At 45.4% G+C, this 16015-nt stretch carries 15 protein-coding genes and 2 pseudogenes; 8 read left to right on the top strand and 9 right to left on the bottom strand.

Annotated features, from left to right (window positions below):
- The first annotated feature begins 80 nt into the window (after positions 1 to 80).
- Complete coding sequence (locus ADU23_RS25965; protein WP_157265962.1) at positions 81 to 1742, top strand: M20/M25/M40 family metallo-hydrolase; 1662 nt, start codon at positions 81 to 83, stop codon at positions 1740 to 1742.
- A gap of 54 nt (positions 1743 to 1796) precedes the next feature.
- On the opposite strand, the gene ADU23_RS25960 is transcribed toward ADU23_RS25965, so the two are convergent.
- The 6 genes from ADU23_RS25960 to ADU23_RS25935 all read right to left on the bottom strand — a co-directional run bounded on the left by ADU23_RS25960 (position 1797) and on the right by ADU23_RS25935 (position 8494).
- Entirely contained in the window at positions 1797 to 3287 is a 1491-nt protein-coding gene (locus tag ADU23_RS25960; protein WP_231637531.1) for an RtcB family protein, read from the bottom strand.
- 137 nt (positions 3288 to 3424) lie between these two features.
- Entirely contained in the window at positions 3425 to 4552 is a 1128-nt protein-coding gene (locus ADU23_RS25955) for a GerAB/ArcD/ProY family transporter (RefSeq protein WP_053376406.1), read from the bottom strand.
- A gap of 13 nt (positions 4553 to 4565) precedes the next feature.
- The gene (locus ADU23_RS25950; protein WP_053376405.1) at positions 4566 to 4799 is read right to left on the bottom strand and encodes a hypothetical protein; all 234 of its coding nucleotides are present in this window, start codon (positions 4797 to 4799) and stop codon (positions 4566 to 4568) included.
- Between the two features lie 12 nt (positions 4800 to 4811).
- Positions 4812 to 6032: a Ger(x)C family spore germination protein gene (locus ADU23_RS25945; protein WP_053376404.1), complete on the bottom strand. Its 1221-nt coding sequence runs from the start codon at positions 6030 to 6032 to the stop codon at positions 4812 to 4814.
- A complete protein-coding gene (locus tag ADU23_RS25940) occupies positions 6029 to 7531 on the bottom strand; it encodes a spore germination protein (protein WP_231637530.1) in 1503 nt (500 codons plus the stop codon). Before ADU23_RS25940 ends, ADU23_RS25945 begins: the two co-directional genes overlap by 4 nt.
- Before the next feature lie 147 nt (positions 7532 to 7678).
- Positions 7679 to 8494, bottom strand: a complete 816-nt coding sequence (locus ADU23_RS25935; RefSeq protein ID WP_082311204.1) for an SDR family oxidoreductase — start codon at positions 8492 to 8494, stop codon at positions 7679 to 7681.
- Positions 8495 to 8665: 171 nt separating this feature from the next.
- Between ADU23_RS25935 and ADU23_RS25930 the strand changes: the two genes are divergently transcribed.
- Positions 8666 to 9829 carry an MFS transporter gene (locus tag ADU23_RS25930; protein WP_053376403.1) on the top strand — a complete coding sequence of 388 codons (1164 nt, stop codon included), beginning with the start codon at positions 8666 to 8668 and terminating at the stop codon, positions 9827 to 9829.
- A gap of 156 nt (positions 9830 to 9985) precedes the next feature.
- Here ADU23_RS25930 and ADU23_RS32960 read toward each other — a convergent pair whose 3' ends face one another.
- Both ADU23_RS32960 and ADU23_RS32385 read right to left on the bottom strand, forming a co-directional pair.
- Positions 9986 to 10156: a hypothetical protein gene (locus ADU23_RS32960; RefSeq protein ID WP_141680211.1), complete on the bottom strand. Its 171-nt coding sequence runs from the start codon at positions 10154 to 10156 to the stop codon at positions 9986 to 9988.
- A gap of 131 nt (positions 10157 to 10287) precedes the next feature.
- Positions 10288 to 10401 carry a sporulation protein YjcZ gene (locus ADU23_RS32385; RefSeq protein ID WP_082198011.1) on the bottom strand — a complete coding sequence of 38 codons (114 nt, stop codon included), beginning with the start codon at positions 10399 to 10401 and terminating at the stop codon, positions 10288 to 10290.
- Positions 10402 to 10655: 254 nt separating this feature from the next.
- On the opposite strand from ADU23_RS32385, the gene sdaAB reads away from it, so the two are divergent.
- Positions 10656 to 11336 (top strand): L-serine ammonia-lyase, iron-sulfur-dependent subunit beta, encoded by a 681-nt coding sequence (sdaAB, locus tag ADU23_RS25920; protein WP_053376402.1) that lies wholly within the window; start codon positions 10656 to 10658, stop codon positions 11334 to 11336.
- Positions 11333 to 12253, top strand: coding sequence for an L-serine ammonia-lyase, iron-sulfur-dependent, subunit alpha (gene sdaAA, locus ADU23_RS25915; RefSeq protein WP_053376401.1), 921 nt, complete (start codon positions 11333 to 11335; stop codon positions 12251 to 12253). The genes sdaAB and sdaAA overlap by 4 nt, the downstream gene beginning before the upstream one ends.
- A 67-nt stretch (positions 12254 to 12320) precedes the next feature.
- On the opposite strand, the gene ADU23_RS25910 is transcribed toward sdaAA, so the two are convergent.
- Entirely contained in the window at positions 12321 to 12596 is a 276-nt protein-coding gene (locus ADU23_RS25910) for an inositol monophosphatase family protein (protein ID WP_269433130.1), read from the bottom strand.
- A 147-nt stretch (positions 12597 to 12743) separates the two neighbouring features.
- Between ADU23_RS25910 and ADU23_RS34360 the strand changes: the two are divergent.
- The 4 genes and pseudogenes from ADU23_RS34360 to ADU23_RS33335 all read left to right on the top strand — a co-directional run.
- Positions 12744 to 14699: pseudogene (locus ADU23_RS34360) on the top strand (DUF7948 domain-containing protein); the annotation flags it as partial.
- A 39-nt stretch (positions 14700 to 14738) separates the two neighbouring features.
- Positions 14739 to 15249: pseudogene (locus tag ADU23_RS34355) on the top strand (collagen-like protein); the annotation flags it as partial.
- A 1-nt stretch (position 15250) separates the two neighbouring features.
- A partial coding sequence (locus ADU23_RS33975; protein ID WP_269433129.1) for a hypothetical protein occupies positions 15251 to 15451 on the top strand: 201 nt, incomplete at its 5' end.
- Between the two features lie 266 nt (positions 15452 to 15717).
- Positions 15718 to 16014, top strand: coding sequence for a hypothetical protein (locus ADU23_RS33335; protein WP_053376398.1), 297 nt, complete (start codon positions 15718 to 15720; stop codon positions 16012 to 16014).
- Position 16015 lies beyond the last annotated feature (1 nt).

Here is a 16015-nt window from a genome sequence, read left to right as displayed (position 1 = left end):
ACTTCTAAATTGGATTATTCTGCTATGCTTAACCTAACATTGTAAATAAAACAATGGCTAAGCAAGCCGAGAAGGAGTGAGTGGGTATCAAAACGAATCATCCTGAGTTTTTACTAAAAACGAAGCATGAAGCTTCGCCAAAATGGGGAAAGGGGATTGTCGTATGTTTGCTGATCATAGTTCCGATTCTGATCGGTTTACTGCAAATACAAGCACCCCGAAGCGTCAAGTCGGATGCCCCGCCGGATCAGTTCTCTTCTGGGAGGGCCATGACGAAGCTTGAGATCATTGCGAAAGAGCCCCATCCAATCGGAAGCCAAGCTCATCAAGCTGTTCAAGATTATCTTGTCAACGAACTTGAAGGTCTAGGTTTAAAACCAGAAATACAAAAAGCAACAGCACTCTTACCGCAAGGAGGCGAGATTGAAAATATAGTTACGCGCATCCCGGGGACGGATAACAGCAAAGCGGTTATGATAACCGCACACTACGACAGCGTACCAACTGCCCCTGGTGCTGGGGACGATGGAGCGGGGATTGCTGCAATGCTGGAAACGATCCGTGCGCTGCAGGTATCGGGTCCTTTGAAAAATGATCTTATTTTACTCATGACCGACGGCGAAGAAACGGGACTTAATGGCGCTAAAGCGTTTATGAATGAGCATCGATTCGCCAAGGATGTTGGGGTTGTGCTTAATTTTGAAGCGCGTGGCAATAAAGGGCCTTCCTTTATGTTTGAGACAAGTGACCAAAATGGATGGTTAATCAAAGAATTCATCAAAGCCGCTCCTGATCCTATCGCGTATTCCATCATTTATAGTCTGTACAAAAGTATGCCTAATGACACGGATCTAACGGTGTTCAAGCAGGGAGATCTGCCTGGATTGAATTTTGCATTCGGCATGGGGTTAAACGCCTATCATCAACCCATAGACACTCCGGAGAATCTCGATCCTTCAAGCTTGCAGCATCATGGAGAGTACATGTTAAGTTTGTCCCGGCACTTCGGACAGCTTGACCTCAAGCAAGTAAAGCAAGAGGACCTGATTTATTTTAACCTATATGGCAGTCATATGGTCAGCTATCCACAATCATGGAGTATATGGTTGATGATCGTTGGCACGTTGTTTTTTATCCTCACTATAGCGTATGGCATTCGCCAGAAGAAGATAAGCGTCAAAGGGCTGGCTGGAGGATTTATAATTACGCTTATTAGTTTAATAGTCGTTTTTGGGTTAGTAACGCTGTCATGGAGCGGATTAACCTCGCTTGTATCCAATGAGCAGCTTAAGGTCATTTTACTTGACCCTCAAGTGAGTTTATATTTTTTAATTGGATACATTGTGGCTGCGGTGTCGATTGTCTGCCTTTTGGTGCGCTTGATTTCTAGGAAGATTCGGATGGAAAATGTGTGGGCAGGCACGCTTCTGTTATGGACGGTACTTAGCATAGTTATGGCGATTTATTTACCCGGCGGCAGCTATCTCATTATATGGCCGCTTCTAGCCAGCCTTGTTGGGTTAAATCTTTCTATTCGTCAAAAAGGGGACGCAGGGAAGTGGGGATCAGTATTTTTTGCGATGCCGGGCCTGCTTCTGTTTGCTCCAGTCTGTTACTTGATCTATGTCTTAATGACCCTTCAACTAGCAGGAGCTTTGCTTACTGTTATCGCTCTTGCGTTTACACTCATTTTCCCTGTTATTTGCAAGGGGCGCAGTTTACCACACGCGCAAACCCATTAATACACCCGAAGAGGCCCATGCATTTGTGCATGGGCCTCTTCTAGCATTTTGGGATTACCCTTTTATTGTTAAAATGGGCTCAACTTCAGCAACGACTTGCGCCATACCGAACTGTTCGTGCGATTCAATAATGTCGTTGATATTCTTGTACGCATAGGGAGCTTCTTTCTTTAATTCTTCTTCCCACTTCTTGAGAATATCTTGTCTGGCTTTAATATCATTTCGATTCGGATCAATAGGTGTTACAATATTAAACCTTGCAATAAAATCGCGGAACAAAGCATCGTCAACCTTTACAGACTCTCCTCGAGAAAGATTTCTGCCTGCGCCATGGCTTGCGCTGTACAAGCTATCCCGATTGCCAAGGCCCGCTAGAATATAGCTTTTTGCCCCCATGGAGCCAGGGATGAAGACAGGTTCTCCAGTAAATTGGAAAGGAGTGTTCATCATTTGTTCTGCAGACCTTGCTGTGCAAGAACCTTTGCGGTGGATAAAGCCTGCGCTGCCGTCAACATTTTCTTCCCAAACGAAATTATGCGGAGCATCGTATAATAGCTTATACTCAAAATCCTTTATGCTTAGCGCTAACGATTTTTGAAGCATGAGTCCTAAAAACAACCGGTTCGCAAAGGCAAAATTTGCTGCGTTGTGAAGCAGGTTCCAATAACGATTCCATTGTGAAGCATGCTGTTCAGAATGAGGCAGTACGTAGATTCCGTTCTTTGGATGCTTTAATGATGCGGGATAAATTTCTTTTAGCATCTCTTTGATGTTAAACCCGGCATGGTGTCCGATCGATACAGAGCCCGTATGGATCATCACGACAACCTGGCCCTTTTTGATATTCCATTCTTTTGCTATCGCATGGTTGCGTATATGAACGACCTTCTGAATCTCGACAAAATGATTCCCGCCGCCGATCGAGCCAATCTGACTATCATAGGAGACTTCACTGCTGCCCAAAAAGCTATCTAGACCGTCCACTTTGTCAGTAATGAACGAGCCTAAACGGTTTACCTTGGACAGGTCTTCCTCTTGCTGCCTAGCATCATAAAACGCCCACAAACCGCTGCGGTTCATCGTTTTCTGCGACTCCAGAATGCCCATTAAACCTTCTTTGAGGATTGCTTCACGCTGAACTTTTGTCATGGGGATACTACGACCGCCTTCAAAGAAAATATGGCGAATATCGGCTTCTATTTTTTTACTATTCGACCGAATATCATCTTCCTTTAATGAGGTGGTATAAAGCCGCATCCCACAGTTAATGTCGTTGCCTACGGCTTGGGGGATGACGAACCCTTTGGTGAAAATCGTAGTCCCGATCGGGATTCCGCTTCCTTTATGAAAATCCGGAGTAATGGCAACCTCTTCAACTTTAGCATTTTCGTTCGAAAAATAACCGGGAGCATAATGTTTTAATGTCGCTACTGATTCATTCACGGTCAGCAGCTGGTCAAGCTCTTCTATGGCATTTTTTTCTACTTTAATATTATCGTTTATAAAAAAACGGACTGGAATTTCGTTGCTGTTGTTAATGTTCAATAAGGACCATCCTTTTGGTTAGTTGTTTTATATTTCAAATTTGTAATTGCGATGTATTCGATGGAAATGCATAACATGGCAAATCACCCTTCCCTCGTTGAATATTTCCAATATAGCATTTCAATAATGGAAAAGCATTAGGCTTGCTCATTTTCAGGAGCATCTGTTTGTTGGCTATCCCTTTTTACCGACCCGCGAAACATTAGAATACCTAGAATTAAAAGGGGCAAGACGATCGTAAAAATCGAAGCAAACGGCGTCCAGTTTTTCGTAAGGAAATTATTGATGGAAATTGTGTTTTGGTAACATAGCAGAGCAAGAGCTATCAAGCCAAATCCAAGGGGAATGGTGTACGGCTTCGGGTCCTTCAGCTTGAATATTTGGCATATTCCGATCAACGATGCGTCAAACGTCATCACAATCTTCATCACGATGGACAATATCCAAATAAACATCATGATCCCTTCGATACGCTCGAGAAAATGGCCGATATTAATATTTTTAGCTAGGACGTATGCAGGGAATAATTGATTGCCTGTGACAGCTGCTCCCATTACGCCTATACATCCTGCGGTAATGATGATCAGGACCATTCCGCCAATCACGGTTCCCCATACAAAGCCGTGTCCTTTTGTTGCTGATTTCGTTACATAAGGGTAGAGCATGGAGAGTACGATGATTTCCTGAAAGCCGGAAAACGTAAAGCCTGCTTTTACAATCGGTTTAAAGCCATACTCCAGCATCGGTTCAAAATCTATGATTTCTACTTGAGGAAAGATTGGCAAGATGAGCAGGCAGAGCATGCAAAACAGTATCGGAAAAAAAATTTGCGATGCACGGGAATACACGATCATCCCAGCTCGAACGCCGATGATTACGATAATGACGAAAATAATTTGGATAATTTCGATCGGCGTTTCAGGCAACGTTTGTGTCGTAAGAAAAAAACCGAGATCACCAATCATAAGGGAAGCGAGCAAATAGAAAAAAGCGATAAAACATAACCCTATTACATTACCAACCCATTTTCCAAAAGCAAGCTGACACATCTCGATGATTGTTTTGTCCCCATATCGTTTGCCGATTACGACATAGATGAGCACGGTTAAAAGGTTTAGGCCGACCCCAACAATGGCAGCGAGCCAAGCATCCTGTTTGGCTACCAAAGCAAGTCCCGCAGGAGTGATGAGGATAGAGGTGCCAATCATGAAAAAAATAACTAATATGGTGAACGTGCGAACGCTTAACGTATCTTGTTTCATCATCGGTCTGTTCCTTTCAGGACATCAACGAGTAAAGTGCACGAGCATAAGGTGATATTATTTTTGTTATCCATTCCACAGGGTTAGGCGGTACGTTCATATACATGAAAACCAGACTGCCAGAGGTTGCTAAAATCATAATTAGAATGATCAGCATGAGCTCCTTCATTCTGCGTTTGCCGAAGAGGGGTGGGATTTCAACAATGAAAACCCACGCCCATGCTCCAATTACGCCTAACCATAACCACATCGTTGCCGCCACCTACTTTTTAATCGTGCTTCTGACAGACTGTACCGTAGTGCCAATTCGCCGAATGGTGCAGTGGGAATGGACAGTGATTTTCACATTCTCGAAGGTTTTATCCCAATCCTTAATGCCATGCCACATTTTCGGATCGGAACGGTGAAGAGCTGAACCAAATCCAAATATATCTACTTTGACTTGCTTTTGAAATTTATGCAGAGTGCGATTGATTATTTCTTCCAGCTTCTTGTCAGCGAGTTTGTTTAATTTCGCAAAAGTTTCTGGCTGTGTGATGTCGAGCTCGCAGCTAATGTCCGTGATGTCCTGCTCCGTTTTGAGAATGACTTCGAATTCCGGAGCTCCGCTCTTCGTATTTACACGAATATTAGCATGAGAATGGACGATTTGAAGACTGATGTTTCCTTTAGACTCTGGACAAGCAATTATGCCGCTAGTTTTGATAATGCTATTTTGAATATAATTGAGAGCCTTCGAGTCATTTTCATTCAGCCAGCCAGCCATGCGGTCCAGTTTGAAAGCGACCATCCCGGAATATTTGAGAATGACCTCGGGGTCAACATATTCAGCATTCGTAATTTTATCTCCTTTTGAAGGGTTGCCTTCAATTTCGATAGCGGTCAATGTCGGCCCTTTGCCCTGCTGGGATAAATCTTGAATAAGCTTGTCCAATGTGATTTTCCCGGTCGCTGCCCAAAGTCTGTCTGAGGTTTCCAGCTTGGTATATAAATTGTTCGCAGGAATCGGATCTATAGGGCTGTACATGTTCAAAATTTTTCCCGCGGTCGTTCCTTTAGCCACAATGAGATAAAAGTCGGTTCTCATCTCACGGTTTCTTGCGATAAAATCGAGCGGCTTGCTGATTCCGCTGCGCGCGACATCCTCGCCAATAATCAATATACGTAGATGCGGGTAATACAGCTGCCGAGCTGCTTTAACCGTCATTCTGCTCAGGGCATCCGGTACGGAAACGCCTGTTGCTTCATAAGAAACGACGGGACTGAAGCTGCTTGAACCCGCTTTCTTATTGCTAACCTGACTCGGATTGACGATCTGTACGGTTACGTTGTATCGGTCGCCTTTCTTATCGATGGCAAGCCCTACGACGATGCTCAGCTCGTTTAGCTCATGCCTGCTCCAGCAAGCAGATATAAGGCTAGCAAAGAGCAGGAGTACGATGACGACAAGAAGTTTTCTAATCAGGGACTTAGATCGATTCATGTTTTTTTCTGCCTCACTAGATTTTTGGGATTAAGACTCTTTGGTCGTGTAATCATGGAGCGCAAGGGTACACGAAAGAGGGTATCTTTCTGATCTGTGCTATTGAAGGGAGCCAGCGGCGCCATATAAGGAACACCAAATGATGTGAGGCTGCACAGATGAAAGATAATCCCAATAATAAAGATAAATACGCCGTACAAACCAAAGGATGCTGCCATGATCATCAGCAGAAAACGGATAATGCGAGCCGCAATTCCTAGATTGAAAGCTGGGAGTACGAAATTGGAGATAGCCGTAATGGAAACCACTATAACCATGGCAGCACTTACGAGACCGGCTTCTACTGCAGCTTGCCCGACGACTAGCGTTCCAACAATGGAGATCGATTGTCCGATCGTTTTCGGCATTCGCACGCTGGCTTCACGAAGGATTTCAAAGGTAATCTCCATGATCAACGCTTCTACAAAGGCTGGAAAAGGCACACCCTCACGCTGGCTTGCCAAATTGTAGAGTAAGGTCGTTGGGAGCAGCTCCTGATGAAACGTTGTTATCGCAATATAGAAAGAGGGTGTAATGGTTGCCAAAATAAATGAAAGAAAGCGAAGCAAACGAATTAGTGTACTAAAATCTGCCCGTTCGTAATAATCCTCGCTTGATTGAAAAAACTGCGTAAACAGCGCAGGAACGAGCAAGGCAAAAGGGGTCCCATCCACCATGATCGCGACTCTGCCCTCCAGTAGTCCAGCAGCTACCACATCAGGCCTCTCCGAATTAAATATGGTTGGAAAAGGTGAATATTTTTTGTCTTGAATTTGTTCTTCTATATAATTGCTTTCTAGAATGCCGTCGATATTGATCTGCTGCAAACGTTCTCTAACCATTTCAAGGACACTATCCGAAACGAGATTTTCGATAAAAATAACCGCAACTTCTGTCTGCGTGACGCTTCCTATCTTATAGGTCTCAAACCATAGATGCCGGCTATTGATTTTTCTGCGAATCATAGCGGTGTTCCAGCTTAACACTTCTGTAAATCCTTCACGCGGGCCGCGTACGACGGATTGAACATTAGGTTCTTCCACAGGGCGTGCTTTTAAATCTTTTGTGTCAACAGCAAGCGCTTGAGCGCAATCGTCAAGAAGGAGAATGCTGTTCCCAGTAAGCAGCAGATCAAAGATCTCATTAAACGAAGTGGGATTAAATACGGCGCCTTCAGGAATGACGCTTTCCTTGTAGTAGTCCAACAGTTCATTTGGTGTGGTACACGGATTGTTCTCATAGTTACCCGTAAAGACGGATTGAAGCATAGAGCTTGAGCTTGATAGCCCATCAATATAAACGATGGCTCCTTGTATAGGCATGTTATTTGCTAAATTCACTTGAAATTGACGGGAAACCAGGTCAGGACTATTTCCGAGATTATCGCGCAGCTGTTTTAAATTAAGCTTTAATGCAGCGTGCAAAGGCTCGTCATCAATGGTGTCTGTTTGATTAATCATCTGAATACCTCTGATCTGATGGTTAATATAGTCGTATAGTTAGGGTATCCTGTTTATCCATATAAATACATGTTAATGCGGGGTACAGGGCAGCACAAAAAAAGAGCGCAGTTTCAGCGCTCCTCATTTGAATCCTTTCATTTTCACCTAAAGAAGCGTCTCCGCCCCATCAATAAATACTTCAGTTCCTGAAATATGGCTCGACTCCTGTGACGCAAGAAACAATACCAAATCAGCAACCTGCTCTGGCTGACCCGGTCCATGCTCTAGCGGCTGGCTGCCCTCCGGATATTTAACCGGAATTTTGATTTTATCAAGCTGGGGCGTTTCTTTTGTACTTTCGCCGATATTGGTTTGAATAGCGCCTGGGCAGATAACGTTCACCCGAATTTTATAATTAGCCAATTCAAGGGCTGCCATCTTGGCAAAAGCAATTTGGCCTGCTTTTGAACTGCTGTAGGCTGACATGCCAATTCCGGAAAATTTACGGCTGCCGTTAATGGAGCTTGTAATGATGATGCTTCCGCCGTTTTTCTTCATATGCGGAATCGCATATTTAACAGTTAGAAATGTTCCTTTTAAGTTCGTTGTCAGCGTATGGTCCCATGCTTCCGGCGTCATGTCCTCAATGGGAGAGACGACGCCGTTGATTCCCGCATTTGCAAACACGATGTCTATTCGGCCCCATTGTTCAAACGCAGCTTGAATCGCTTTATTTACCCGGTCTGGGTCTGATACATCTGTATCTATAAATAAGGATTCTCCGCCTAATTCATTGATTTGTTTTTCCACGGTCTCACTTCGGTTGTTGTTTAAATCGATGAGACATACTTTTGCGCCATGTTTAGCCAGAAGCAGTGCTGCCGCACGACCGATTCCAGATCCAGCGCCGGTAATGACGGCTACTTTATCTTTTACACGAAGCATGTTTGTTTGCTGCTGTTTTTCTTCGGTTATGTTCATGATTATCCCTCCTGAAGGACAGTAATTTTCCGATTTAGTGTTCCTTGGGAATGCTTTTTTATTCTAAATGAACAAGAACGCGAATGATTTAGTAATAAAATCTGGCTCTCATCTGCTATACTTGTAAGAAATCAATCCAAACTATAGATTATTTGAGGTGCTTTAACGTTCATGAATCCGCTAAAATTATTACGAGGCTTTAATTTTTTGTACTTTGCATTACTTTCAATGTTCATTACATTTCTTCCCGTCTACCTTGCAGAACAGGGCTTGCAGCCAGCGCAGATCGGTTTTATTATCGGTACGGGCGGCTTTATCACCATTATTACACAGCCGTTGTGGGGAATGATCAGCGATAAGACGAGAACCATTCGAAAAATACTCATCCTATTGGTCTTAATTTCAAGCGTGATCGGTTATTTTTTGTACAGCTCCAGTTCTTTTTTTCTGCTCATCTTATTCGCGATGCTGCTGTACTTCTTTTTAATGCCGATCGACCCGTTGTTAGAGAGTCTTAACTTCTCTATATCTGAAAAATCCGGTGTTAGCTACGGATCCGTACGCACATATGGAGCTTTAGGTTATGCGGTTACGTCGCTGCTCACAGGGTACGTCATGTCTTATTTTGGCGCACACAGCTTATCATTGCTTTTTGTTGGCATTGGACTTATCAGTTTACTTATAAGTTGGAAAATGTCTGACGTGCCGGTTACAGGAAAACCTGTTACCTTAAGCAGTCTTAAACATTTTATGAGCAATAAAGAGACGCTAATGTTTCTTCTGCTCGTATTTGTTTGCTCGGTTCCGGCGAGGATGAACGACACGTTTCTAGGCATTTATATCCGCGAGCTGGGAGGCACGCCCGAACTGATCGGACAGGCTTTTTTTCTAGCGGCGGGCAGTGAAATTATTGTATTTGCCTTGAGCTTTTGGTGGATGCGCAAAGGCAAGGAGATGATGCTGATCTCATTCGCGTCCATCTTTTTCTTCATACGCTTTTTTCTTTCAGCCTGGATAACAGATCCGCATGTATTGGCTTATCTGCAAATCCTGCAAGTGCTGACTTTCCCGATTTTCTATTCAGCGGCTATTCAATATTTGTACCGGATCGTTCCAGTAGAGTGGAGGGCGACAGGCCAGACCGTATTGGCGCTGCTGTTCTTTGGCGTATCAGGGATACTCGCTTCCTACTTAGGAGGCTTTATTTACGGGACATTTGGCGCTAAAACGCTTTATCTCTCGATTTCGGCCATGTCCTTTCTAGGCATGTTGTTTGGCTTCGTTCTTTATCGGTATTATGGCGGCAAGAATAATGCTAGCAACGAAGCGGTATAAAAGCTCGAGACGCCAAAGCACCTATCCAATTCACTTGGATGAGGTGCTTTTTTTTATGCAGCGACATACGAAAAAGACCCATTGGATGGGCCTTTTTCTTCAATCTATTTAAAGGAATTTGTGCAATTTGAATGCACAGGTGCATTCAGTGGTTAATTAGTAGCCTTTGCCGTAAGGACCAACGCCTACGCCGCCAACGTTACCGTAACCGCCGCCGTAACCGCCGCCGCCAAATATACCGCAGCTACAAGCGATAATGACCAACAAAATGAAAAGCACCAGGATAATACCAGTGTGTGAGAAAGCACCACCTACATGACCGGACATTTTCATTGCACCTCCTTACGTTTTGGGTACTCTGTAACTTATGCACGGCAACAGCTGAGTGATTGGGTGTTTGTTACAGAGTTATTTGATCATATTCATTTGCCCAAAAGGGTTTCATACACGTTTATCGATTAGTAACCGCCAAATCCACCAAAGCCACAGCTGCAAGCGATAATCACAAGCAGGATGAAAAGAACAAGGATAAAACCAATGCTATTATTTGCACCACCAACGAATCCAGACATTAAACTTTCACCTCCCTGATACTGACTACTCTGTAGGTTATGCAGATTAGAATAGGAATGATTGGATGTTTGTACCGGGTACATTTGATAAAGGTTATTTGCCCAGTAGGCTAATTACTGATCCTCACGGAGGGAAATCCTTTATTGTTAATTGTCAGCGGAAAAATAGGTCCAAGTTGGGCAAGACTGTTATGGATGACAAATTTGTTAAGCAACATTTGAATAGCTGGCTTTCGTAGGAGGTATTAAGGAATATGCGCTTTAAAGATGTGTTTTCTATTATCGGTCCAGGCATGATAGGTCCGTCAAGCTCACACACGGCAGGTGCCGTCCGGTTAGGAAGGGTTGCGCGCGGTTTGTTTGGCGAACAGCCTGAGCAGGCTGATATTATTTTTTATGGTTCTTTCGCAGCTACATATGGCGGTCATGGGACGGATTTGGCTGTAATCGCGGGACTGCTTCAGTTCGATAGCGATGACGAGCGAGTACCGGATTCGCTGGATTTGGCGGATAAGCTTGGGATGAAAGTGACTTTTCAAACGGGTAGCGGGGCTGCCGTTCATCCGAACACATTGGCGATTAACCTTCTTTCGGGTTCGAAAAGCGCTCAAATGACGGGCTGCTCGATTGGCGGCGGCAATATCGAAGTGGTGGAGGTGAATGGGTTTGATCTCAAATTTACCGCTAATTATCCGACCCTCATTTTATTCCATGACGATCAACCAGGCGTGCTTGCAAGCATCACGCGGCTGCTAAGCGATGCCAATATCAATATCGGTTATATGGATGTAGACCGCAAAGGCAGACTCGGACAAGCTGCGACGGCAGTTGAAACGGATGGCGAGATCTCGGAAGAGCTGCTAGCGAAGGCCAAAAGGCTGGATCATGTGAATAACCTTAATTACATTGATTTAAATGGTGGTGTTCCGCATTGAGATTTAAAACCCTAAAGGAACTTGCGATGGTTAGCGTAAGTGAAGGCAAACCGATCTACCGTATTATGCTGGAGGATCAAGCGAAGGAATCCGGCCGGACGGAGGATCAGGAATGGGACAAAATGAAGAACTATTACGGCATCATGAAGGAAGCCGCCCAAAAGGGAATCTCTTCGGATAAAACGTCCCGGAGCGGTCTGACTGGCGGAGATGCGAAACGGGTGTATGAATATACCCGCAAGCCGGATGCTTCATTGGAGCCGTTTGCTGGCTCGGCAATGGCCTATGCACTCGCGGTTTCTGAAGTGAATGCGTCTATGGGGCGCATCGTCGCTACGCCAACCGCCGGATCATGCGGCGTCATCCCCGGCGTATTTATCAGCAGTCAGGAACGGTTCGGCTGGGATGACGATCATTTGGTGAACGGTCTGTTTTGCGCCGGGGCAATAGGGTATGTCATCGCGAACAACTCTTTTATATCCGGAGCAGAAGGAGGCTGCCAAGCTGAAATCGGCTCTGCCATCGGGATGGCTGCCGGAGCGCTTGTGGAGCTGAAAGGCGGAACCCCCGCGCAAGCCGTTCACGCAGTCGGACTTGCGCTTAAAAACACGCTTGGCTTGATTTGCGACCCGGTAGGCGGCTTAGTGGAAATTCCTTGTATTGTTAGAAACGGATTTGGGGCGGTCAATGCGCTAGCTGCCGCTGATATGGCGCTTGCGGGCGTAAGAAGCGTTATTCCTTCAGATGAGGTTATACAAGTCATGCTCGAAGTAGGGAGCGCAATGCCGGATATTCACCGTGAGACGGCTGGCGGGGGGTTGGCTCAGACGCCAACCGGCATACAAATTTTCGAACAACTCGCCAAAGACAGAAAGAATGCTCGCGATGAAGGACAGGGGAACGATATTGACCAATAATGCGCGGAGTTACTTCATTGCCCACTAACCGTTTAGGTTAGTGGGCAATATTTGCTTCTACTCATAATTAACGTTTAAGCATCGCTTGTATTTCTGCATGGAGCTGCATGTTTCCCGCAATAATGCCCGTTGATGCCCAAGTGAACGGGTCTCCGTTAATGTCTGTTACAGCGCCTGCTGCCTCTTGAACAACTAAAGCGCCTGCCATCCAATCATAGAACTGTTCCCCATATTCCCAGTAATCATCTATTCTGCCACAGGCTACATATGCCAGCTGCAGAGCGACAGATCCAAGCATACGAAATTGAACTCTCTTTGACAGCAAAGTATTTTCGTTAGTCACCCTATCAAAGGGTGTACGAACAAAATAGTCACTTGTACCACTACCATTTGTCCAGTCGAAATAGGGGAATTGGAATATATTACTAAGAACTTGGACGATTAAACATTTATTTACAGTAAAATGATCGTATGAAATGGGAGGAAATCGATGTCAGCAAATGAAGTCCAAAAACGTATCATCATGAATAACTACGGCAAGATCCCCCTAACCTTTGTTGAAAATGCCGGAGTTGCGAGTGCGGATATATGTTATTTTACAGATCGGCTGGGTTATGGCATTTATTTTACTGCGCAAGAAGCAGCGTTCGTCTTCACTGATAAAACCGACCAGCATGACGAGAATCAAGTGCTTGCGCTTCAGTTTCTTGATGCTAACCCAGAGGTAAAAGTTACGGGCCGTCACAAAAGCGCGGAAAAAGTAAATTTCTTGATTGGAAATGATACAGCTAACTGGCATACAGAACTCTCCACTTATCATGAGGTATGTTACCTTGAGCTATGGCAGGGCGTGGATGTTGTTTTTTACGGTGGTGCTGGGAAGCTCAAATATGATTTTATTGTTCAGCCTGGTGCGAATGCAGAGCATATTCAGCTCACTTATCGCGGCGCAGACCGTATTTCCTTGGACGATGAGGGAAACCTGCTTGTTCAAGCTTCGTTTGGTATGTTGAGCGAGGAGCGTCCGATAAGTTATCAGATCATTGACGGCAAGAAGATTTTTGTAGAGAGCCGTTTCGTATTGAGGCACTCGGACAATGGAGTTGCTGTATACGGCTTCGAAGTAGGGCCTGCGTATAATCCAGACTACGAATTAGTTATCGATCCCGTACTCATGTATTCGACTTTTTTGGGAGGAAGCAGCGTAGGAGCCGGTCAAAGCATCGCAGTCGATGCGAGCGGTAACGCTTATGTGACAGGATTTTCCGCTTCGGCTAACTTTCCGACGACAGCGGGAGCGTTTCAAACTGCTCTAACTGGTGCTAGCAATGCCACCGTGACCAAACTGAATGCTACAGGAACAGCACTCATCTATTCAACTTATTTGGGTGGCAGCGAATCCGATGTGGGATTAGGCATTAAGGTTGACGAAAGCGGCAGCGCTTATGTCACAGGCTACACGACATCAATAAATTTTCCTAGAACAGCTGGGGCATATCAATCGCCGAATGCTGGTCCAACCAATGTGTTTATAACAAAATTGAATGCAGATGGCAGCAATCTTGTTTATTCCACCTTCTTTGGGGGAATGGGCCTTAGTTTTGGCTATGGTATTGCCATTAACGGCGCGGGTGAAGCCTATGTGACGGGAAAAACGACAGCCTTAAATTTCCCAACGACAGCAGGAGCATTTCAAACGGCTTTTGGCGGAGATAACGATGTGTTTATTACAAAGTTAAACGCTGCTGGAACCGCGTTAATCTACTCCACCTACCTGGGGGGAAGTTCCTATGACCATGCTCAAGGGATAGCAATTGATGCAAGCGGCAATGCCTATGTAACTGGAAATACGACTTCAACGAATTTCCCACTTACAAGCGGCGCATTTCAATCAAGCTTAAAGGGAGGGAGTGATGCCTTTGTAGCTAAAATAAATCCATCCGGAACAGCACTTATCTATTCGACCTATTTAGGCGGTACTAGTTTTGATATTGCATATGGCATTGGAGTCGACGCTGCCCAAAATGCAATTGTGGCTGGCTATACGACTTCGACTGATTATCCTACTACAACAGGAGCGTTTCAAACGACGAATAAAGGAACCGCTGATGTCGTCATAACGAAACTAAACGGTACGGGGACAGCGCTGGTCTATTCCACCTATTATGGCGGAAATGGTTTTGATTCAGGGCGGGCTATTGCAGTTGATTCCTCTGGAAACGCCTATGTGACCGGCTATACCGAATCCACTAAATTTCCTCTGTCAGCCGGTGCCTATCAAACATCGCTTGGCGGTCAAAGAGACGCTTTCTTAGCCATTTTGAACACGGCTGGAAATGCCCCCATTTATTCCACGTATTTTGGCGGCACGAATTATGATGACGGTGGGTACGGCATTGCGATAGACAGTAATTTTAGCGCTTATTTGACAGGTTCTGCCTCCTCAATCAATTTTCCAACCACACCTGGGGCGTTCCAGACATCTTTGCCTGGGAGCAGAAATGCATTCGTAGCAAAAATCGGCTCACCTTTCCAAGGACCTACTGGTCCAACAGGACCGACGGGGACAACCGGTGTAACGGGATCTACAGGTGCAACCGGTGATATGGGGACGAGTGGGGCAACGGGCGCAACAGGAGCAATCGGAACAACTGGAGCTACGGGATCGACAGGTGCAACAGGAGCCGCGGGAGAAACTGGGGCAACTGGAGTTACAGGATCGACAGGATCGACAGGAGACACAGGAGCAACAGGAGCAACAGGAGCCGCAGGAGTTACGGGCTCCACAGGAGCAATTGGAATTACAGGATTTACAGGGGCTAGGGGAATTACTGGAGAAACAGGTGCAACTGGAGCAACGGGAGAAATAGGAACAAGTGGAATTACGGGATCGACAGGTGAAACTGGAGCTACGGGAGAAACAGGAACAAGTGGGATTACGGGAACTACTGGTGCAACTGGAGCTACGGGAGAAACAGGAACAAGTGGGATTACGGNCTGGAGCTACGGGAGAAACAGGAACAAGTGGGATTACGGGAACTACTGGTGCAACTGGAGCTACGGGAGAAACAGGAACAAGTGGGATTACGGGATCTACAGGTGCAACTGGAGCTACTGGATCTACAGGGGCTAGCGGAATTACTGGAGCAACAGGTGCTGAGGGAATCACTGGAGCAGGAGGGTCTACTGGTCCAATAGGGGTTACAGGAGCAACTGGGTTAAGAGGTGCTACTGGGCAGTCTGGTCAATCTGGACAGATCGGTCCAGCAGGCCCAACAGGCCCAGAGGGACAGACAGGACGGAACGGTCAGACTGGAGTGACAGGCATACCAGGCCCAACAGGTTCAACAGGCTCTACAGGTTCTACGGGCCTAAACGGAACAGCTGGATTGCGGGGACCGACGGGAACGACTGGTCCGGCAGGTCCGATAGGACCGATAGGAGCGAAAGGGACGACGGGAGTAATGGATTTCGTTGGCCAGAATGGAATAAACGGATTGATGGCACCAACGGGTGCAACTGGAGCAACGGGAGCAACGGTTGTTAATGGTTTGACTGGAAAAACAGGAAAAACAGGACCAAGAGGTAATAGAGGTCCAAGAGGCAAAAAATGCGCCATAAAAATTATTAAAAGGAAAAAGAAACGTTATAAATGTGTGATTAAAAAGAAAATACAAGTTTGCAAAAAACGCATCATGCGAAAAAAACAAATTTCCAAAAAATCATGCGAAAGCGGAAAGCTAAGTAAGAAAATAAAATAAC

It is taken from the genome of Paenibacillus sp. FJAT-27812 (assembly GCF_001273905.1).
Taxonomy (GTDB): domain Bacteria; phylum Bacillota; class Bacilli; order Paenibacillales; family Paenibacillaceae; genus Pristimantibacillus.
The sequence above is the reverse complement of the archived record's forward strand: the minus strand, read 5'-3'. Positions and strand labels throughout refer to the sequence as shown.

Bases quoted from the DNA above. Each gene is read 5' to 3' on its own strand.
- ADU23_RS25940 (WP_231637530.1), bottom strand. From the start codon at position 7,531: ATGATTAATCAAACAGACACCATTGATGACGAGCCTTTGCACGCTGCA.
- ADU23_RS25945 (WP_053376404.1), bottom strand. From the start codon at position 6,032: ATGAATCGATCTAAGTCCCTGATTAGAAAACTTCTTGTCGTCATCGTA.
- ADU23_RS25955 (WP_053376406.1), bottom strand. From the start codon at position 4,552: ATGATGAAACAAGATACGTTAAGCGTTCGCACGTTCACCATATTAGTT.
- sdaAB (WP_053376402.1), top strand. From the start codon at position 10,656: ATGCGCTTTAAAGATGTGTTTTCTATTATCGGTCCAGGCATGATAGGT.
- ADU23_RS32960 (WP_141680211.1), bottom strand. From the start codon at position 10,156: ATGTCCGGTCATGTAGGTGGTGCTTTCTCACACACTGGTATTATCCTG.
- ADU23_RS25950 (WP_053376405.1), bottom strand. From the start codon at position 4,799: ATGTGGTTATGGTTAGGCGTAATTGGAGCATGGGCGTGGGTTTTCATT.
- ADU23_RS33335 (WP_053376398.1), top strand. From the start codon at position 15,718: ATGGATTTCGTTGGCCAGAATGGAATAAACGGATTGATGGCACCAACG.
- ADU23_RS25935 (WP_082311204.1), bottom strand. From the start codon at position 8,494: ATGAACATAACCGAAGAAAAACAGCAGCAAACAAACATGCTTCGTGTA.
- ADU23_RS25930 (WP_053376403.1), top strand. From the start codon at position 8,666: ATGAATCCGCTAAAATTATTACGAGGCTTTAATTTTTTGTACTTTGCA.
- ADU23_RS32385 (WP_082198011.1), bottom strand. From the start codon at position 10,401: ATGTCTGGATTCGTTGGTGGTGCAAATAATAGCATTGGTTTTATCCTT.